The 18,005-nt window shown below is 63.7% G+C and carries 19 protein-coding genes; 6 read left to right on the forward strand and 13 right to left on the reverse strand.

Annotated features, from left to right (window positions below):
* Positions 1-2: 2 nt before the first annotated feature.
* From CH305_RS04605 to CH305_RS04620, 4 genes are read right to left on the reverse strand one after another with little or no spacing between them, the layout of a single operon-like run.
* Positions 3-1,526 (reverse strand): NAD(P)/FAD-dependent oxidoreductase, encoded by a 1,524-nt coding sequence (locus CH305_RS04605; protein ID WP_094702926.1) that lies wholly within the window; start codon positions 1,524-1,526, stop codon positions 3-5.
* On the reverse strand, positions 1,523-2,443 hold the full coding sequence (locus CH305_RS04610) for a hypothetical protein (protein ID WP_027495608.1): 921 nt from the start codon (positions 2,441-2,443) through the stop codon (positions 1,523-1,525). Before CH305_RS04610 ends, CH305_RS04605 begins: the two co-directional genes overlap by 4 nt.
* A gap of 1 nt (position 2,444) precedes the next feature.
* Positions 2,445-3,323, reverse strand: coding sequence for an SDR family NAD(P)-dependent oxidoreductase (locus CH305_RS04615; RefSeq protein WP_094702927.1), 879 nt, complete (start codon positions 3,321-3,323; stop codon positions 2,445-2,447).
* Positions 3,323-4,327 carry an alpha/beta hydrolase gene (locus CH305_RS04620; RefSeq protein ID WP_306436913.1) on the reverse strand — a complete coding sequence of 335 codons (1,005 nt, stop codon included), beginning with the start codon at positions 4,325-4,327 and terminating at the stop codon, positions 3,323-3,325. Before CH305_RS04620 ends, CH305_RS04615 begins: the two co-directional genes overlap by 1 nt.
* A 112-nt stretch (positions 4,328-4,439) precedes the next feature.
* Between CH305_RS04620 and CH305_RS04625 the strand changes: the two genes are divergently transcribed.
* On the forward strand, positions 4,440-5,528 hold the full coding sequence (locus CH305_RS04625) for a ferredoxin--NADP reductase (RefSeq protein WP_080734222.1): 1,089 nt from the start codon (positions 4,440-4,442) through the stop codon (positions 5,526-5,528).
* Between the two features lie 16 nt (positions 5,529-5,544).
* On the opposite strand, the gene CH305_RS04630 is transcribed toward CH305_RS04625, so the two are convergent.
* From CH305_RS04630 to CH305_RS04640, 3 genes are read right to left on the reverse strand one after another with little or no spacing between them, the layout of a single operon-like run.
* Positions 5,545-6,222, reverse strand: coding sequence for a TetR/AcrR family transcriptional regulator (locus tag CH305_RS04630; RefSeq protein ID WP_037146940.1), 678 nt, complete (start codon positions 6,220-6,222; stop codon positions 5,545-5,547).
* Complete coding sequence (locus CH305_RS04635; RefSeq protein WP_032405508.1) at positions 6,219-7,040, reverse strand: alpha/beta fold hydrolase; 822 nt, start codon at positions 7,038-7,040, stop codon at positions 6,219-6,221. Before CH305_RS04635 ends, CH305_RS04630 begins: the two co-directional genes overlap by 4 nt.
* A 21-nt stretch (positions 7,041-7,061) precedes the next feature.
* Positions 7,062-8,597, reverse strand: coding sequence for an NAD(P)/FAD-dependent oxidoreductase (locus CH305_RS04640; RefSeq protein ID WP_094702985.1), 1,536 nt, complete (start codon positions 8,595-8,597; stop codon positions 7,062-7,064).
* Positions 8,598-8,829: 232 nt separating this feature from the next.
* On the opposite strand from CH305_RS04640, the gene CH305_RS28930 reads away from it, so the two are divergent.
* Both CH305_RS28930 and CH305_RS28935 read left to right on the forward strand, forming a co-directional pair.
* Positions 8,830-8,991: a hypothetical protein gene (locus CH305_RS28930; protein WP_155289401.1), complete on the forward strand. Its 162-nt coding sequence runs from the start codon at positions 8,830-8,832 to the stop codon at positions 8,989-8,991.
* A gap of 200 nt (positions 8,992-9,191) precedes the next feature.
* A complete protein-coding gene (locus CH305_RS28935) occupies positions 9,192-9,782 on the forward strand; it encodes a CsbD family protein (protein WP_094702928.1) in 591 nt (196 codons plus the stop codon).
* Between the two features lie 53 nt (positions 9,783-9,835).
* Here the strand turns inward: CH305_RS28935 and CH305_RS04650 are convergent, their stop codons facing one another.
* The 3 genes from CH305_RS04650 to CH305_RS29400 form a co-directional block, all read right to left on the reverse strand.
* Entirely contained in the window at positions 9,836-10,132 is a 297-nt protein-coding gene (locus CH305_RS04650) for a hypothetical protein (protein ID WP_032376174.1), read from the reverse strand.
* Between the two features lie 106 nt (positions 10,133-10,238).
* Entirely contained in the window at positions 10,239-11,204 is a 966-nt protein-coding gene (locus tag CH305_RS04655; protein WP_371828295.1) for an alpha/beta hydrolase, read from the reverse strand.
* Positions 11,205-11,381: 177 nt separating this feature from the next.
* Positions 11,382-11,516 carry a hypothetical protein gene (locus CH305_RS29400; protein WP_256983535.1) on the reverse strand — a complete coding sequence of 45 codons (135 nt, stop codon included), beginning with the start codon at positions 11,514-11,516 and terminating at the stop codon, positions 11,382-11,384.
* Between the two features lie 54 nt (positions 11,517-11,570).
* Here CH305_RS29400 and CH305_RS04660 point away from each other — a divergent pair, with 54 nt between their 5' ends.
* Positions 11,571-11,969 carry a hypothetical protein gene (locus tag CH305_RS04660; protein ID WP_032405505.1) on the forward strand — a complete coding sequence of 133 codons (399 nt, stop codon included), beginning with the start codon at positions 11,571-11,573 and terminating at the stop codon, positions 11,967-11,969.
* A 93-nt stretch (positions 11,970-12,062) separates the two neighbouring features.
* Here CH305_RS04660 and CH305_RS04665 read toward each other — a convergent pair whose 3' ends face one another.
* The 3 genes from CH305_RS04665 to CH305_RS04675 form a co-directional block, all read right to left on the reverse strand.
* Positions 12,063-13,370 (reverse strand): NAD(P)/FAD-dependent oxidoreductase, encoded by a 1,308-nt coding sequence (locus tag CH305_RS04665; protein ID WP_094702986.1) that lies wholly within the window; start codon positions 13,368-13,370, stop codon positions 12,063-12,065.
* A gap of 129 nt (positions 13,371-13,499) precedes the next feature.
* Positions 13,500-14,108, reverse strand: a complete 609-nt coding sequence (locus tag CH305_RS04670; protein ID WP_094702987.1) for a DUF305 domain-containing protein — start codon at positions 14,106-14,108, stop codon at positions 13,500-13,502.
* An 83-nt stretch (positions 14,109-14,191) separates the two neighbouring features.
* A complete protein-coding gene (locus CH305_RS04675) occupies positions 14,192-14,587 on the reverse strand; it encodes a DUF6153 family protein (protein ID WP_094702929.1) in 396 nt (131 codons plus the stop codon).
* 149 nt (positions 14,588-14,736) lie between these two features.
* Between CH305_RS04675 and CH305_RS04680 the strand changes: the two genes are divergently transcribed.
* Positions 14,737-15,615 carry a universal stress protein gene (locus tag CH305_RS04680; RefSeq protein WP_094702930.1) on the forward strand — a complete coding sequence of 293 codons (879 nt, stop codon included), beginning with the start codon at positions 14,737-14,739 and terminating at the stop codon, positions 15,613-15,615.
* Complete coding sequence (locus CH305_RS04685) at positions 15,612-18,002, forward strand: phosphoketolase (protein ID WP_094702931.1); 2,391 nt, start codon at positions 15,612-15,614, stop codon at positions 18,000-18,002. The genes CH305_RS04680 and CH305_RS04685 overlap by 4 nt, the downstream gene beginning before the upstream one ends.
* Positions 18,003-18,005 lie beyond the last annotated feature (3 nt).

Genomic DNA, 18,005 nt, shown 5'->3' on the forward strand with positions numbered 1-18,005 from the left:
ATTCAGGAGTGCGCGACGGCCCGTGCCGGTTCCCGCGGCAGGTCGACGCGGCGCGGAACCATGGTGAAGTCGCCTTGTTCGACACCTCTGAGTTGGTTGACGTACTGGGTGGCGAAACCGGGGAACATGGTGGCGTTGAAGCCGTCCTCGGTGAGATACCAACTGCTGCAACCGGAATTCCAGGTCGTCTTGGCCAGTTTGCGCTGCATGTCATCGTTGTAGGCATCCTGGACGTCCTGTCGCACATCGGCGCTGTGCAGATTTCCCTCGAGCACCAGGGAGATCGCCTCGACGATGTAATCGATCTGAGCCTCCATGTACACCAGTGCCGAGCTGTGTCCCGGACCGGAATTCGGACCGAAGGTGAAATACATGTTCGGGTAACCCGAGACCGCAATACTCTTGTACGCCTTGGCCCCTGCGCTCCATTCGTCGGCCAGCACGCGGCTGTCGCGCCCGGTGATCGGTATGGGCGTCCCGGTGTTGGACACGTCGAATCCGGTGGCGAACACGATGGCGTCGAACTGGTGCTCGACCCCTTCTACGGTCCGAATTCCCCTGGGCGAGAGCGTTGCAATCGGCCAGGTCACCAACGTGCAGTTCGGCTTCTGCAGTGCCGGGTAGTAGTCACTGGTCATCAACAGTCGCTTGCAGCCGGCCCGGAACCGGGGTGTCAGCTGTCGCCGCAGCCACGGATCGCGAACCTGGTGACGCAGATGGGCGCGACCGACCAGTTCGACGATGCGCGTCAACGGAGTCTTCCAGACGACACCGAGGGCAACGGACTCGTGGCCCCAGAACCACAGCGAACGCGCCAGGGTCTGCGTCTGCGGGTACCGCGCATAACGACGCTTGGTACCGGCCTGCGTCTTTCGATTGACTCGGGGCAGCGTCCAACCCGGGGTGCGTTGGAAGACCTTGACCGTATCGGCAATCTTGACCAGTTCGGGGACGATCTGCACAGCGCTCGCCCCGGTTCCGACGACGGCGATCTTCTTGCCCTCGAAGTCGTAGTCGTGATCCCACCGAGCACTGTGTATCTTGTGCCCCTCGTAGGTGTCGATGCCGCGAATGTTCGGCAGGCTGGCATTGGCGAGCGGCCCCGACGCCATCACCACCGTGCGCGCCCGAACATCGGCGCGCCCGTCGATGCTCAGGTGCCAATGTCCGGCGGCCTCGTTCCAGATGATGTCGACTACGTTGTGTCCGAATCGAATACGCGATTCGATGTCGAACTCGCCCACCATCGTGTGGATGTAGTCGAGTATCTCACCGCTACCGGAGTACGTGTGCGACCAGTTCGGATTGGGGGCAAAACTGTACGAGTACAACCTGGACGGTATGTCGCAGGCTGCGCCCGGGTAGGTGTTGTCGCGCCAGGTTCCGCCGACCGCGCTACCGCGTTCGAGAATGACGAAGTTCTCGATTCCACTGTTGCGCAGTCGGATAGCGGTACCGATTCCAGCGAATCCCGCACCGACGATCACGGCGTCGAGTACGCCTTCGCGCACGTCGAACTCGCTCATGCGACGGGCTCGTAGGTCAGTTCCTTGGCCCAGGTGGGCTCGGAATTGAGAGTCTTGGTCGGGTACCGGCGGGTGAGCTTCACCAGGCCGTCCGCAAGGCGGTGGTATGGATGCTTGCGGTTGATCACGATGCTGCTGTGCCACTGCACAAATCGATACATCGGCACGCGGAGTGCCTCGGGGCTACGCTCCCCCACACTGCGGAATCGCTTCATCGCGGTGTAGAGCCGCTCTTCGTCGACACCCATCTCCACGATGTTGTCGCGCATCTTGTTCAGCAGTGGGATGTATCGCAGCAATCCGACGATGAGGGCCGGGTTCATCCACGCACCGATGGTCTCGACCACAAGCTTGCGCATCCGGGAATGCCCGAGCAATTCGATGACGGCGAAATCGACTGCCAGATGACGAGATTCGTCGGAGTTGATCTTCTTGAACACTGCCTGACACACCGGATCGTCGATCTCGTCCATGATGAACTTCACCAGCGCGCCGTCCAGTGCCACCTCGAGCATCGGTATGACGGTGCCCAGCACGGTCAGGGACAGCCCGTCGGAATGCTTGTCCAGCCAGTCGATCACGAGCTTGACGTTGACGTTCGGCTCGGGCATCTGATCGCCGTCGAGCATTCCCCAGCGCCGCATGAGGGCGAGTTCGGCGTTGGCGTGCTTCTGCTCCTCGGCATGGAAGTAGCGATAGATCTCCGCCAGCGTCTCGTTCGGAGCCTTGAGCGCCATCGCTGCGAAACCGCGAGCGCCCACGTTCTCGATCCACATCAGATCGGACATGAAGGGCTTGAGTTTGGCGTGCAGTTCGGGGCTGATGGTCTCGGCTCCCGGGCCGTCCCAATCGATGTCGGCCAATGCCCACTGACGGTCCTTGATCTTGGTCAACATGTCTTCGAAATCCATTGCCATGTCAGGCTCCTGAGGTTGTCGAGGTGAGGGATTCGTTCTTCGCCGGCTCCTGCTCGGCGGGCATCACACGATTGAGCAATCCGAGAAAACGCACGTACACGGCGGGCAGCAGTCTCTTGAATCGCCAGACGGCTTTGGCGTCGAACTGGGGAACGACGTAGAGCCGACCCCGGTCGAAGGCGTCGAGCGTTCGGGCGGCGATCTTGTCGGGAGACCGTCCGGTCCAGCGCATCGCGAACTCGGCCAGTCGGGAAGAACTCGCGGTGATCCGGCCGTCGACGGCAACGTTGGTCTTGACGAACGTGGGGCACAGAACCGACACCCGCACCCCGGTACCCGACAGTTCCGCCGCCATCGTTTCCGACAGGCTCATCACTGCGGCTTTCCCGACGTTGTACGGACCCATCAGCGGTGCGGCAGCAAAGCCGGCGGCGGAGGCCACGTTGATGATCCCGCCCTCACCGGCGGCCCGAAGCCCAGGCGTGAACACCTCGCAGCCGTGGATCACGCCCCACAAGTTGATTCCCAGCGCCCAGTTCCAGTCCTCGAAACCGATGCTGCCGACGGGCTTTCCGCCGATGCCGACGCCTGCGTTGTTGATGAGCACCGTGGTGGGTCCGTCGAATTCGATGCCGGCACGCAGCGCCAGTTCCTCGACGTTCTCGCGGATCGACACATCGCACTCGACGGCGTATCCGGTGGCCCCGAGTGCGTTCACCATCGCGACGGTCTCCTGCGCTCGCGACAACGAGATGTCGGCGCACATGACGGCTCCTCCGCGCCGCGCCAGTTCGAGTGCGAACGCCCGGCCGATGCCGCTGCCTGCACCGGTCACCACCGCTCTCGACCCGTACGAGGGTTTTCCGGCCTTGGTTCTCATCAGCTCACCTGTTCCTTCGAATCATCTTGCACGACTTGACTGTCGAGCGTATGGGCGATGAACTCGGCGGCATGCTCGAGTGCATGCTCGGCCTCGGGTATCAACCTCGGGAGAGCTTGGAACACGTGCATCTGATCGGGCCAGATCTCGAGTTCGCTTCGTCCGCCTGCCGCCTCGATCATCGTGTGCAGGTGCCGCGCATCGCCTCGCAGCATCTCCGTTCCGCCCACCTGGATCAGCGTGGGTGGCAGATCGCGCATGCGAGCGAGATCGAGTCGGAGTCGCGGGAGGCTCGAGTCGTGACCGTCCGTGTAGAGCGCCACGAGTCCTCGCGCTGCCTTCGCCGAGATCATCGGATCCTTGCGCGTGCGCTCCATCCGCGCCGAGAGCTCGAAGTCGAGATCCACCAGCGGCGAGAACAACACCATCGCACCGGGCTGAGGCGTTCCGGTGCGGTCGTTCTCGATGAGCAGGTCGGCGGCGAGGTGGCCGCCGGCAGAATCCCCGGCGACGACGATGTTCGCCGCCTCGTATCCCTGGCCGAGCAGCCAGCGGTAGGCGGCTTCGAGGTCGTCGGCGGCGGCCGGAAACGGGTGTTCCGGGGCAAGCCGATAGTCCACCGTGAACACGGGCAGGCCGGTCGAGCCGGACAGTCGCGCGGCCAGGCCACGATGCGTACGCGCCGAGCAGACGACATATGCGCTGCCGTGGATGTAGAGAATCACGCGCGGCCCCGGAGTCAGTCCGGGCGCACGCACCCACTCGCCACGAACCGGGCCGTCGGCCACGAGGTCCACTCTCGTGCCCTTAGGGACGGGACCGAATAGGTTCATCGAGGTCGCGACCAGGCGTCGGGAGAACTCGATGCCGCCGCGGGACGTCGGGAGCAGGTTCGTCATCGGACGCAATGTCAGCCGAGTCATCAAGGCAGCCAGACGAGTTCGCCGAGACCCGGCGCTGAATGCGCCGCGAGGCAGGTGGTCGGCGTCGGTGGTCGGAGTCACGTCATCACTGTCACCCGGTATTCGCCATTTGTCAATGGCCTATTAATTAGTGGCGAAGTATGTAACAGTGAAGACCAACACCGAAAGCGCAAGGGAGCGAGCACACGTGACGATGTTCAGGAGCGGGCCACGGGCGGACCTCGATCCGTCTGCCATCGGTTCCGAGGACAGGATCTTCGAGTTGGAGATCGCCGAGGTGACCTATGAAAACGAGGATGCGATCTCTCTCGGTTTTGCGGTCCCCGAGCACCGCGAAGCCCAGTTTCGGTACGAGCCGGGGCAATTTCTCACCCTCGAGATTCCGTGCACCGACGGCGGCTCGGTGGCCCGCTGCTACTCCTTCTCGAGCTCCCCGGTCCGTGACGCGCTTCCCACCGTGACAGTGAAGCGCATCCAGAGTGGTCGAGCGTCACACTGGTTGCACGACAATGCTGTTCGCGGTATGAGACTGAAGGCCCTGAAGCCGTCGGGGATGTTCGGACCCGAGAGCTGGGACGCGGATTTTGTCCTCATGGCCGCCGGCAGCGGCATCACCCCGATCATGTCGATCATCAAAACGGCCCTGTTCCGGCACGACAACCGGATCACCCTGGTCTACGCCAACCAGAACCGCGACTCCGTGATCTTCGGGGAGCAACTGACCGAACTACAGTCTCGTTTTCCCGATCGTCTCGACGTTCAGCACTGGTACACCTCGGACTCGGGGCTACCCACCGCTGCCGGACTGGCGTCGATGAATACAACGGTTCCGGCCGAATGCGAGGCCTTCCTGTGCGGCCCTGCGCAGTACATGAACGTCGCCGAGGAGTGGCTCACCCGCACCGGCACGACGGCGCACAGAACACATCGAGAGGTGTTCTCCTCCTTCGACTCCAATCCGTTCCAGGCCGGCGACGTGACGATCTCCGACGAATCGGATGCGAACTCCGTCACCGCTCAGGTCGAGATCGACGGAATCGATACCGAGTTCACCTGGAATGCGGACACGAAGCTGCTCGACCGACTCCTCGAGCTCGGTCTCGATCCGCCGTACGTGTGCCGCGAAGGAAACTGCGGCGGGTGTGCATACACGCTCACCGAAGGCACCGTGACGATGCTCGCGAACGAGACTCTCGACGAGCACGAACTCCAGCACGGCGTCCGATTGGCGTGCCAGTCCGTGCCCGATTCCACCACGGTTCGCGCGGTGTTCGACCGCTGATGCCGCAGGCGGACGCTCAGCCGTCGAGCGTCAACGAGTGGGGCTCCGAGGCGAAAGTCGCGGCCGATCCCGCAGCGCGCGCTATCCCCGCGATTCCGCCCCAGACCATCATGGTGAGGTAGTCGACGAGTTCGTCGGCCGTCATCGTTCTATCGAAGATCCACCAATGTGACGCCAACCGGACCGCACCGATCATGGCGAACGCGATGGGCATCGAGCCGGCCGTCGAGAATTCGCGCTGTAGAAATCTGTCGGCGATGACGGTGGCCAGCAAATCTGCGATCAGCCCCTCCGCCGCAGTGATGATGTCCTGGTTGCCGCTGACAGCATTGTTGGCATGAACGTAGATGTAGATATCGGGATCGGTGGCCACCGTCGTGACGTAGGCACTGATCACCGCACGGGTGAGGTGGTACTCGTCGTGGTCCTCGGAGATCGCGTCCTGGATCCGGGGCACCAGTGCAGTCTCGACGTATCGAGCCATCGCAGCGTCGGCGAGACCCTTCTTGTCCGTGAAGTGTTTGTACAGAACGGTTTTCGAGACGCCGTTCGCCGAGGCGATGGCATCCATACCCACGTCGTGTCCGTGCTCACGAATGGCTACCAGGGTGCGATCGAGCAGTTCACGCCGCCGAGTGATTCTGTGGTCGCGCCACCGGAGGCTTCGCCCGTCGACCTTGACCGCCACGCTCATGCCGACTGCGATACCGCTCGTGATCCCCGCAGCAGAATCGACGCAACCAGCTCGGGATCGTCAGACATCGGCACGTGCCCGAGACCCGGGTACGTCGTCACTTCGGCCTGCGGAAACGTTCGACGCACCAGCGGTGCCTGATACACCGGCAGGACCAAGTCACGACGCCCCCACGCCACGGTGACGGGAACGGTCTCGTCGACCGGAATACTGAAGCGCGGCACCGCATTTCCGGCCGCATCGATCGCGCGGTTGGTGGTGATGCTGAGCGCGTCGATCGTGGCCGTCTCCGCGGGAACTCGCCACGGCTTGGCGTAGAACACGCCGTTGGCGACGGTGCGTCCGACGACCGAACGCATGATTGCGGGCGCGATGGGGCTGATGATTCGAGACAAGGCCCGCAGCAAACGAAATACCAGCAGCGCCCGCGTCTGATCCCAGTGGCCGCGGAAGAAGCCGGCCGGTGAGAGCGCTGTGGCCGAGGCAACCGACCCGCGGGCGGCCAGTTCGAGTGCAAAGTACCCACCCAGCGAATTTCCGGCAACGTGCGGTTTCTCGCCGTCCACGGCCACGTGCTCGAGAAAGCGCTCCAGTTCGGCCACGATCCAGGGACCGAGATCGAATGCCTCGGTGGGGAGTTCCGGCGAATCGCCGTGGCCGGGCAGATCCACCGTCACCACTCGCCGGTGCCGCGACAGTGTCTCGATGACACTGTCCCACGCGTGTTGCCGGTGCACGATGCCGTGGATCAGCACCAGGGTCGGGCCCTCTCCGCGGATGGTGTGCGCCAGTGCGGGACCGTCGATCTCGAAAGTCATTGCGATCCAATCTCTTCTCGTCTACCCGGTCCGAACGTCCACCGATGCGGGATCGGCCACCATCGCAGGCACGGTTCGCCCGAACGTCATCGATTCCGTCAGGTCGTCGAACCGCGCGTCGATTCTGTCGAGAATATAGTTCTGCCGCACCGACCAGGGCCGTTCGGTCCCGGATTTCGGTAGCTCGTAGAGCGAGCGGGTGACGTATCCCGATGCGAGATCGACGACCGGCCGAGATTCCACCGGCTTTCCTGCCCGGTCCGGAATCGCATGGGTATAGCCGTGAGAGCGCATGTACATGAGCAGTTTTGCCACTGCCTTGGCCGTCATGTCGGCCTTGAGCGTCCACGATGCATTCGTGTACCCGATGCACCAGGCAACGTTGGGCACATCCTCGAGCATGTGTCCCTTGTAGACGAACTTGTCGTGCGCCTCGAACGGATTTCCGTCCAGCGACAGCTCGATTCCGCCGAAGGCCTGGAGCTTGAGGCCTGTTGCGGTGACGATGATGTCGGCGGCGATCTGGTCACCGGATTCCAGCATGATGCCGTCAGCGGTCACCCTCGCGATTCGGTCGGTCACCACCGTCGCACGACCTCGGCGAATGGCCTTGAAGAGATCGCCGTCCGGCACGACACACAACCGCTGGTCCCACGGGGCATACGTCGGGTCGAAGTGCTTGTCGACGTCGTACCCACGCGGCAACTGCGCCTTCGTCATCGCCCGGAACACCCTGCGGGCCGTCTTCGGTGCGCGTCGGCAGAGTTGATACGAGCCGACCATCAACAGTGCGTTTCGCCATCGCAACGCACTGTGCGCCAGTGCGTCCGGCAGTACGCGCCGAGTGATCGTGGTGAACGGATCGGTCATCGGTAGTGATGCGATATAGGTCGGTGAACGCTGCAGCATCGTCACCGACGCGGCGTCGGCCGCGAGCGAAGGCACCAATGTGATTGCGGTTGCACCGCTCCCGATCACGACGACCCTCTTGCCGGAGTGGTCGAGCCCCTCCGGCCATTGCTGGGGATGCACCACCTGCCCGGTGAACTCGTCGAGCCCGGGAAGGTCGGGGGTGTACCCACCCGAGTAGTCGAAGTATCCGGTGCACAAGAACACGAATCGACTGCGGTAGGTCGTGGGCACGCCGTTCGTCAGGGCGTCGACCGTCCACAGGTCCGTCGACGAATCCCAGTTCGCGGCCGTGACCATGGTCGAGAAGTGTGTGTGCTCGTCGATACCGTTGGCGTAGGCGGTATCGACGATGTAGTTGCGGATGTCCTCGCCATGGGCGAGCAGAGTGTCCCCCTGCCACGGCGTGTGCGGGAACGAGAACGTGAAGATGTCGCTGTCCGATCGAATTCCGGGGTATCGGAACAGATCCCAGGTACCGCCTGCTCGCTCCCGGCCTTCGAGGATCGAGTAGCTCAGGCCCGGGGCCATCTGCTGCAGGCGAAACGCGGCTCCGATTCCCGATATGCCGGCACCGATGATGAGAACGTCCTTGAAGTTGTCTCCGAAACCGTCGACCTCTGGCCATCGACCTGCACTTGTCGTCACGTCACGCCTCGCTGTCTCCCCGAGCACCTTCGCGATTCGACCGATCGAGCAGACAACCGCGACCTACATCACACAATGTGCCATTGACGAATGGCTATGTCAATGGCACCGTTCACAACACCCCGAAGACAGGAACTCTCATGAATCACATGCCCTTCGCCAGAAGTGGAGCTCGCGGAACGACCCGTGGGCTCATCCGATGCGACGCCATCGCACTCGGGACCAGTGCCCGATGACTCCCGTGGTGGTCGGGGCCGCGGGAGTCATCGCCCTGATCTTGCTCACCTCGCGCGGTTCCGGTTTGGACTTCGACCGACGTTCGGTCTCGATGGCCTACGCGTCGGGCACAGCGCGCGCGTCCCGCCGAACGCACTGGCTCCGCTCGAGGACATAGGAGTCTGTCGGCTACCCGAGATGCCCACGGGCATGGGGGCGACGTCGGCCTCGAGCCTGCCCGCCGATAGTGACCCGAAACACGCCCCGTCGGACGTATGTTTCGGAGCGTCGATTTCGACTCATACCTATCGGCGTCGTCCGCGACGCCCCCAGCTCCGGGTTTGCCGGAGATGACCTACACGAAAGAGGTACGCACCGATGGCCGACTTCATCGACAAGGCTCAGCACAAGGCAGAGGAACTGGCCGGGACTGCGAAGGAGAAGGTCGGCGAGGCCACCGGTGACGACAGCCTCCGCGCCGAGGGTGCAACGGATCAGGCCAAGGCCAACACCCACCAGGCCGCGGACTCCGTGTCCGACGCAGCCGAGAACGTTGCCGACACCGCAGCCGATGCCGCCAAGGAGGCAAAGCACGCAGCCTCCGATGCGGCCGACAAGGCCGCCGACGTAGCAGAGGATGTCAAGAACACCGTCAAGGACAAGGTTCAGAACGTCGATGTCGACGACGTGAAGGAGAAGGCCTCCCAGGTCGCCGACAAGGCCTCCGACAAGGCCTCCGCCGTCGCGGACGACGTGAAGAACACGGTTCGCAACATAGACAGCGACGATGTCGCGCAGGCCGCGAAGGTCGGCACTCCGGTCATCGCCGCCATCGCAGCCGCAGCCGGTGCCGTCGCGTTCGTGCTGATCCGTCGACGCAACCGTCGCCGCAGCGCCGCGCACCTGTTCGTTCCGTCGAAGCGCACCACCCGCAAGCTCGCCAAGAAGGCGCGCAAGCACAGCTTCTGAAGGTGATTACACGAAAGCCCCGCCTCGTCGTTCGAGGCGGGGCTTTCGCGTCTCTAGAGCGGCTTGAGCGCGCGGCTGGGCACCCAATGCGTGACGGTTTCGCTGCGGTCGCGTGACATCAGCTCGTACGTGACTCGGCCCAGCCAGTCGCCGTCCACGGTGATGGACCACTCGACCAGATCGCCCGGCACCACGCGTCGAACATCGAATCCTTCGGGGTTGAATTTCGACGCGTGGTGTGGCGGTAGTGGGTAGAGGATGTTCAGGTCGATCCACACCTTCAGCGGCGGTCGGAGCAGCTTGAAGGGGCGCACGGCGGACGCCGGTCGAGGTTGCGCGCGCCGTGCCATCGTTCGATCATACGTTCGATTACCCACCTCGATCCACACACCCGGCAAACGAACAACGGCCCCTCGCACATGATGTGCGAGGGGCCGTTGTCGTGTTCTACGAAGATCAGATTCCGAGCGATCCCGCCAGGAACGGCCAGGACTTGTGCAGGTCGTCCTGCCAGTAGCCCCAGGAGTGGTTGCCGACCGGACGGAAGTCGACGGTGGCCGGAATTCCGAGCTGGTCGAGTCGCTTCGCCAGGTTCGACGTGCAGAAGTTGGTGGCCACCTCGATACCGCCGCCGACGATGACCTGGTTGGCGAGGGTCGCCGGATCGTTGTTCAAGCGCGGGTTGGCGTAGGTGTCGTTCGGAATGCCGGGCAGGCCGCTGCCGGTGCTCATGTAGATCTGCGTGCCGCGGAGCTTCTCAGCGTTGAGCAGTGGGTCGTTCTCGCGCCACACGGGGCCGTCGAGCGGTCCCCACATGTTCTCGACGTTGCCGCCACCGTACGTCTCGACGACGAGCTTGACGAACTGCTGTCCGATCGGGTCCGAGGTCTGTGCGCAACCGCTGTATGCCGCGACGCCGGTGAACTTGCCCGGGTACTTGATCGCGATGTTGAGGACCGAGGTACCCGTCATGGACAGCGCTGCGAGCGACTGGCGACCGTTGGTGTCGAACTGAGCATCGATCAGCGGGGGAAGCTCTTCACCGAGGAAGGTGCTCCACTTGTTGCTGCCGAGCTTCGGATCGTCCTGCAGCCAGTCGGTGTAATACGACCACTTCCCCTTCTGCGGGGTCACGATCCAGGCGTTCTTGTCGGAGAGGAAGGCCTCGGCGTCGGTCTGCGACTGCCACGAAGCAGCATCCTCGCCGCCGCCTGCACCGTTGAGCAGGTACAGCACCGGACGCGACACGCTCTCGTCGGCAGGCCGCTGCACCGTGACGGGAATGGTGCGGTTCATCGACGCGGAGAACACCTGCAACTGCACCTGGCGGTTGTCGAGAGTGCTCACCGACTCGATGCGGGATCCGTTGCTCGACTGGGTCGTCGAAGCGGGCAGCTCGTCCGCGGACGCGACGGGCGTCATCAGCGCGGTCGGAAGAATCGCCACTGCGAGGGCGACGGCCGTAGCCGAACCGATTCGCCGGAAGCCGTGTCGTCGAGATCGTGGCACGCTGTTTCACCTTTTCGTCGAGTTACACCGGTCGAGTTTCTACATCGGCCGAAGATGAGGTGACGTTACCTCGAGCAACCGACCGGGGAGTCACGGACCGGAGGAATCCGACACCCGATCGTGATGCTCCGGATTGCCGCTGCGGATTGCGAAAACACAGGCCACGACGACGATCACCGCCGTCACCACCCCGACCGGGAGCGGCGAATGCAGATGTGTTCCCACGAGACGGGTGTCTGTGGTCTATTGGGTGCCCGCCCCGCGAAGGAGTCGATCGAGATGTTTCGTCGCACAGCCGTCATTGCCAGCGTCATTGCAGGTGCCGCCGCCCTCGGAATGGGTACCGCCAACGCCGACGAGTGGCCTACTCCGCCGCCGTATCCGAGCCCGACTGCTCCTCAGGACGTCGCCGGAGTGTTCCTCACGCCTCAGGACCCTGACTACTGGAATCCCTTCGTCAGCGAGAATCGACTGACCTCGCCCTACGGCAACAGCACCCGCATCGTGTGCACCGGATTCCACGGGGTGCTGCTCGAATGCTGGCAGGCCGATTCGAACGGCAACCCGCACAAGCTGATTCAGTTGAACATGGACTACCCGGGTTCGACGGGCCACCTGCTCCCCGGCGGCGGCCCAGGGCACTTCGTCTACCCCGGCTTCATCCCCGGCATCGGCTGATCCGGTCGACGCCAGCAGCAACTGACGTCAGTGTCCACTCTTCGCCCCCGAAAGCGGGATTCCGTGTGAGGGTGCAAATAGTGGACGCTCAGGTCAGTTGTACGGCTTGCGCGCCGTTGCCGGGTCGCCGTAGGTGATGGCGCGTTCGCGTCGGGTTCCGGTGGCCAGGGTTGCGGCCCAGTTGATCAGCGTCCCGACGCGATTGCGGTTGCCCGCCAGGAACGCGATGTGGATGACGCCCCACGATACCCAGCCCAGGAATCCCGACATCTTCAGCGGCCCGGCCTGCACCAGTGCGTGTCCGCGCGCGATGTAGGCCGCGGTGCCGAGGTCTCGATACTTGAAATCCGAACGCGCAGAACCGGATACGTCGGCCGCGATCGCGGCGCCCGCAGCTCTACCGCCCTGCATCGCCACTTCTGCCACTCCGGCGAGCTTGTTCAGCGACATGATGTCGCCGACGACGAAGACGTTGCGGTGTCCCGGGATCGACAGGTCGGGCTCCACGGCGATGCGTCCCGATCGGTCCTGCTCCACGCCCATCGCGTCGGCAAGTTGCTTCACGAACGGAACGGCTTCCACGCCTGCGGTCCACAGCACTGTGTGCGTGTCGTAGCGAGTGACCGTCTTCGGTTCGGCCTTGGCCGTCACTTCGACGTCGGTGGCCGTGACATCAGTGACGTGAACCCCGAGATGGGTTTCCACACCGACGGTGTCGAGGGTCCGCTGTGCCTTCTTCGTCAACGAGTCGGGGAACGATTCGAGTACGCGGTCGCCGCCGTGAAAGAGGAGCACGCGAGCTTCCGACGGGTGGATCGAATCGAACTCCTTCGCCAGCGCCCTGCTGGCGAGTTCCCGTATCTGGCCCGCAAGTTCGACGCCCGTCGGGCCTCCCCCGGCGACGGCGAAGGTGAGCCACGGCCGACGCTCCTCGGCGGTGGGGAGGGATTCTGCCATCTCGAAGGCGGAGATCAACTTTCGGCGAATCGCGAGGGCGTCGTCGAGGGTCTTCATGCCCGGCGCCCACTGCACGTATTCGTCGTGTCCGTGATAAGCCTGCTGCATTCCGACGGCGACGACGAGGTACTCGTAGGGCAGCTCGAAGGTCGACCCGTCGAATCGACTGGCCGTCACCACTCCGCCGTCGCCGACTGCGGTGACGGACGTCGCTTCGCCCAGTGCCACATACACGTTCTTCTGTTTGCGCAGCAGGTGTCGTAGTGGGCTGGCGATCGAGCCCTCGGACACCAGACCGGTGGCGCACTGGTAGAGCAACGGCTGAAAGACGTGCGAGGTGCCGCGCTCGAGCACGGTCACATCGACGTCCTCGTTGCGGAGGCGACGCGCAGCGTGAAGTCCGCCGAATCCGCCGCCGAGGACCAAAACCCGTGGACGTGCCATCTGAACGTTCTCCCTCGGACCGAACTGCGGAGATGGATTCTCCGAGTGTTCAGCGTACTCGAGCAGGCCCATCGCAACGCCAGTGCCGCACCCCCGAGGAGAGGGCGCGGCACTCGACATCGGTTCGGATCAGCCGAGCAACGCTCTCATGGTGTCGATTTCCTGCTGTTGAGTTGTCACGATCGCGCGAGCCATCTGCTGCGCGTCCGCGTTGGAGCCGTCCGCGATTTCGGTGTTCGCCATCTCGATCGCACCGGTGTGGTGGGCGATCATCATCGTCAGCCACTGGCGGTCGAACTCCGCACCCGACAGAGCAGTCAACGCATCCATGTCCTGTTGGGACATCATGCCCATGCCCGAACCGTGGTCCATTCCGCTCATCTCACCCATGTCGGACGAGGGTGCGGGCTGGCCCCACTCGGTGAGCCACGCGGCCATTCGATCCATCTCGGGCTGCTGCGCCGCCTCGATCGCCGACGCCAACGTCAAGATCTCGGGGTTGTCGGTGCGGCCCTCGACCATCTCGGCCATGTCGACCGCCTGCGCATGATGTGGGTACATCATTCGCGCGAACATCGCATCGGCATCGTTGAACTCCTCGGACACGTTCGACGACGCCGATGACGAGGACGAACTCCCCGCCGGCACCGACTCCGACGAGCTGTCGCTACTGCAACCGGCGACGAGGAATGCGCTCACGGTGGCAACAGCCAGCGCAGCGACCAGTTTTGTACGCATGTGAATCTCCTTGCACGAGAGGTTGAAACAGGCAACTGAGATCTGTCGATCCGCCGGTGGACGCGCGTCCACCGGGCTCCCTGTCACACTCGCAAGGTCACCGATCGGTCCAACTCCCACAGAGTCCAGGGCGGTGCCCGCTCCGAGGCGAACTGGGCACGACCACCGATGCCCTCCACGGTCGTGTACGTGACGTCGATGGAGTTGCCGGCCATGGGTCCCGACAGAGCAGGCCACGACGCCGTGGTTCCCGCGCAGGGATGCATCATCTGGTGTGCACACGGGCAGTCGGGCTCAGCGGCCGCCACCTCGATCGAACTGTCGTGGTGGGACACCGACGCCATGGCGGCATGCTCGCCGCTCATCGTTGTCGTCGGTGTCACCGAGTGCATGAGGAGCACCCCGAAAATCGACACAGCGATCAGCACTGTCGTCACCACGGCACGGCCCCGGCGGCCGTGTCGATCCACTGAGTGCATGCCACGACGATAGCAGCGATACCCCCGGGGGGTAACTTGCGGGACTTCCGCCCGAAGTCGAGGGACTTCCGCCTCTGTCGGTGTCGGGTCCGATCCAGCCATACTCGAGGCGTATCGGCACACGAGAAGTCAATGGACGGGAACACATCATGAATGCATCGAGCCGAGTCGTCGTCGGAGTCGACGGATCTGCCACATCGCTGGACGCGGTCCGCTGGGCAACACGCGAGGCCGTTCGACGCCACGCCCCGCTCGAGTTGGTCACGTCGTCACTGTTCGCGCCCGGCACCTACGGCGATGCCATCAGCCTCCGCATCGGGGCCTTCGCAGATCCGGATGTCGAGGCCAAGCGGGTCCTGACCGCCGCGGTCGACGTTGCACACAAGACCGCGGCAGGCAATTCGCTGATTCTCGACACTCGTCTCGAACACGGCTCGGCTGCACGCAATCTGACGCACTTCGATGCCGCGCCGGCGCTGATCGTCGTCGGTTCGAGAGGCCTGGGCGAGTTCACCGGCGGCCTGGTCGGGTCGGTCAGTACCGCCGTCGTGTCGCACGCGAAATGCCCCGTTGCAGTGATCAAGTCGAACATCGTCAGCGACGGTCCGGTCGTCGTGGGTGTGGATTGCACGTCCAACAGCCAGCCCGCCATCGGGTTCGCTCTGCAGGAAGCGTCGATGCGAGGCGTCGATCTCGTTGCGGTACATGCCTGGAGCGACCTCGAACTCGGGAGCGTCCTGACGCGCGACGAGGAGGGGCCATGGGCCGATTCCGAACTCGCCGAGAAGACATCGCTGGCCGAGAGCCTGGCGGGGTGGTCGATCGACTACCCCGACGTCGGAATCCGGCGAGTGGTGGTTCAGGACAGGCCGGTTCGTGAACTGGTCCGCGCGTCCGAGAGCGCGCAGCTGATCGTGGTCGGTAGCCGTGGCCGGGGCGGCTTTGCCTCGATGCTTCTCGGTTCCACCTCCCGCGCGGTGCTGCACTCGGTCGATGTTCCCGTCGTCGTCGTACCCACGAACCGATGAGCGCGTCCACCACCGAAACCACCTACAGCACCGACGAACTCGACGCAGACCTACGCTACTGGGCGGCGGCGAACTACCTCACGGTGGCGCAGATCTATCTGCAGGACAATGTGTTGCTACGGCACCCTCTGACCGTGGAGCACATCAAGCCCCGGCTACTCGGACATTGGGGCACCAGCCCCGGACTGTCGATGATCTACACGCTGATCAATCGACTGATCTGTCGAACCGGTTCGGAGTGGCTCTATGTCACCGGACCTGGCCACGGCGGCCCGGCATTGGTCGCGAATACCTACCTCGAAGGTACATACAGCGAGATCTACCCGGACATTTCACTCGACAACGACGGTGTCCGTCGTCTGTGCCGCCAATTCTCCACTCCCGGAGGCATTCCGAGCCATGTGAGCGTGCAGACCCCCGGCAGTATTCACGAGGGCGGCGAACTGGGCTATGCACTGATTCACGCCGCGGGTGCGGCATTCGACAACCCCGATCTGGTGGTCGCCTGCGTCGTCGGCGACGGTGAGGCCGAAACCGGACCGCTGTCGGGCTCCTGGAAGATTCCGGCCTTTCTCAATCCAATTCGCGATGGTGGAGTGCTGCCGATCCTGCATCTCAACGACGCCAAGATCTCCGGTCCCACCGTGCTCGGGCGCAGCACCGACCAGTCGATTGCCGACTATCTCGGTGGTCAGGGCTGGGCTCCGATCTTCGTCGAGGGCGACGATCCGCGAGAGGTGTTCCCGGCGATGGAATTCGCTCTCACTCGCGCCCACGACACGATCCGCAGAATTCAGCATGCCGCCCGCGCCGGCGAACCGCACCACGGCATCGAGTGGCCCGCAATCGTGCTGCGCACCCCGAAGGGTTGGACCGGACCACACGAGGTCGACGGCAAACTGATCGAGGGAACCCACTGGGCCCATCAGGTGCCGCTGTCCGGTGTTCGTGAGAATCCGTCGCACCTTGCGCAGCTCGAGAAGTGGCTGCTCTCGTACGATCCCGGATCCCTCTTCGACGAGAACGGCACGCCGGCGACGTCCATCCGCGAACTCACTCCCACAGGAGACGCACGGCTCGGGGCCACTCCCCATGCCAACGGCGGTCTACTGCTGCAACCCTTGATCATTCGGGAGCTCGAGCAGTACGCACTCACCGTCGAATCCCCGGGGCGCACCTCGCACGAGACGACCACGGTACTCGGAGAGATGATGCGCGACATCTACCTCGACAACGCACAACCCGACGGCGGAGGTAACTTTCGGCTGTTCTGCCCCGACGAAACCGCCAGCAATCGGCTCCAGGCCGTGTTCGAGGCGACCGACCGATGCTGGCAGCTGCCGACAACCGAGTTCGACGACAACCTGGCCCCCGACGGCCGCGTCATGGAAGTCCTGAGCGAGCATCTGTGCGAGGGCTGGCTGGAGGCGTACCTGTTGTCGGGACGGCACGGATTGTTCGCCAGCTACGAGGCTTTCGCCATGGTGAGTGTGTCGATGCTGATTCAGCACACCAAGTGGCTGCAGCACGCGAGCTCTCTCCCCTGGCGAGCGCCTGTCGCGTCACTGAACGTGTTGCTCACCAGCACGTGTTGGCGCAACGATCACAACGGGTTCAGCCACCAAGGTCCCGGCCTGATCGACGCGGTGATCCCATTGGCCCCCGAGGTGGTCCGCGTATGGCTTCCGCCGGACTCGAATACGCTGCTCGCCGTCGCCGACCACTGCTTCCGCAGCCGAGGTCACGTCAACGTGTTGGTGGTCGACAAGCAGAGCCATCCCCAGTATCTGACGCTCACCGAGGCTCGCGCGCATGCAGCAGCCGGTGCATCGCGGTGGGATTGGGCCGGTACCGAGAACACCGACGCGTCAACTGATCCCGAGATCGTGTTGGCGTGCGCCGGCGATGTGCCGACCGAGGAGACCCTCGCGGCCGCAGACCTTCTGCGTACGTGGACACCAGGGCTACGGGTTCGCGTGGTCAACGTCATCGATCTCATGGCACTGCTGCCCGTCGTCGATCATCCGCACGGGTTCTCCGACGAACAGTTCGTCGATCTGTTCACCGACGCGGTCGATGTCGTCTTCGCGTTTCACGGTTACCCACGAGCAGTGCACCAGTTACTGCACGGTCGCCCGAACGCCCAGCGTTTCCATGTTCGTGGCTTCATCGAACAGGGCACCACCACAACGCCGTTCGACATGGTCGTGCTCAACAAGATCAGTCGGTACCATCTGGCCCTCGAAGCTCTCGATCGCGCATCGAGCGAACCGGACGGTGGCGCGGAACTTCGACAGTTCTGCCAAGACCAACTGACCCGACACGACACCTACATTCGAGAACATTTCGAGGATCTGCCCGAGATTCGACAGTGGCGGTGGTCGTGACGG

Origin of the sequence: Rhodococcus sp. 15-649-2-2, from assembly GCF_002258645.1 — a bacterium.
Taxonomy (GTDB): domain Bacteria; phylum Actinomycetota; class Actinomycetes; order Mycobacteriales; family Mycobacteriaceae; genus Rhodococcoides.

Coding starts and splice junctions, on each gene's coding strand:
- CH305_RS04650 (WP_032376174.1), bottom strand. CDS start 10,132: ATGGCACGGCGCGCGCAACCTCGACCGGCGTCCGCCGTGCGCCCCTTC.
- CH305_RS04605 (WP_094702926.1), bottom strand. CDS start 1,526: ATGAGCGAGTTCGACGTGCGCGAAGGCGTACTCGACGCCGTGATCGTC.
- CH305_RS28935 (WP_094702928.1), top strand. CDS start 9,192: ATGGCCGACTTCATCGACAAGGCTCAGCACAAGGCAGAGGAACTGGCC.
- CH305_RS04655 (WP_371828295.1), bottom strand. CDS start 11,204: ATGACGCCCGTCGCGTCCGCGGACGAGCTGCCCGCTTCGACGACCCAG.
- CH305_RS04680 (WP_094702930.1), top strand. CDS start 14,737: ATGAATGCATCGAGCCGAGTCGTCGTCGGAGTCGACGGATCTGCCACA.
- CH305_RS04625 (WP_080734222.1), top strand. CDS start 4,440: ATGTTCAGGAGCGGGCCACGGGCGGACCTCGATCCGTCTGCCATCGGT.
- CH305_RS04670 (WP_094702987.1), bottom strand. CDS start 14,108: ATGCGTACAAAACTGGTCGCTGCGCTGGCTGTTGCCACCGTGAGCGCA.
- CH305_RS04630 (WP_037146940.1), bottom strand. CDS start 6,222: ATGAGCGTGGCGGTCAAGGTCGACGGGCGAAGCCTCCGGTGGCGCGAC.
- CH305_RS04610 (WP_027495608.1), bottom strand. CDS start 2,443: ATGGCAATGGATTTCGAAGACATGTTGACCAAGATCAAGGACCGTCAG.
- CH305_RS04665 (WP_094702986.1), bottom strand. CDS start 13,370: ATGGCACGTCCACGGGTTTTGGTCCTCGGCGGCGGATTCGGCGGACTT.
- CH305_RS04615 (WP_094702927.1), bottom strand. CDS start 3,323: ATGAGAACCAAGGCCGGAAAACCCTCGTACGGGTCGAGAGCGGTGGTG.
- CH305_RS28930 (WP_155289401.1), top strand. CDS start 8,830: ATGACTCCCGTGGTGGTCGGGGCCGCGGGAGTCATCGCCCTGATCTTG.
- CH305_RS04635 (WP_032405508.1), bottom strand. CDS start 7,040: ATGACTTTCGAGATCGACGGTCCCGCACTGGCGCACACCATCCGCGGA.
- CH305_RS04675 (WP_094702929.1), bottom strand. CDS start 14,587: ATGCACTCAGTGGATCGACACGGCCGCCGGGGCCGTGCCGTGGTGACG.
- CH305_RS04685 (WP_094702931.1), top strand. CDS start 15,612: ATGAGCGCGTCCACCACCGAAACCACCTACAGCACCGACGAACTCGAC.
- CH305_RS04660 (WP_032405505.1), top strand. CDS start 11,571: ATGTTTCGTCGCACAGCCGTCATTGCCAGCGTCATTGCAGGTGCCGCC.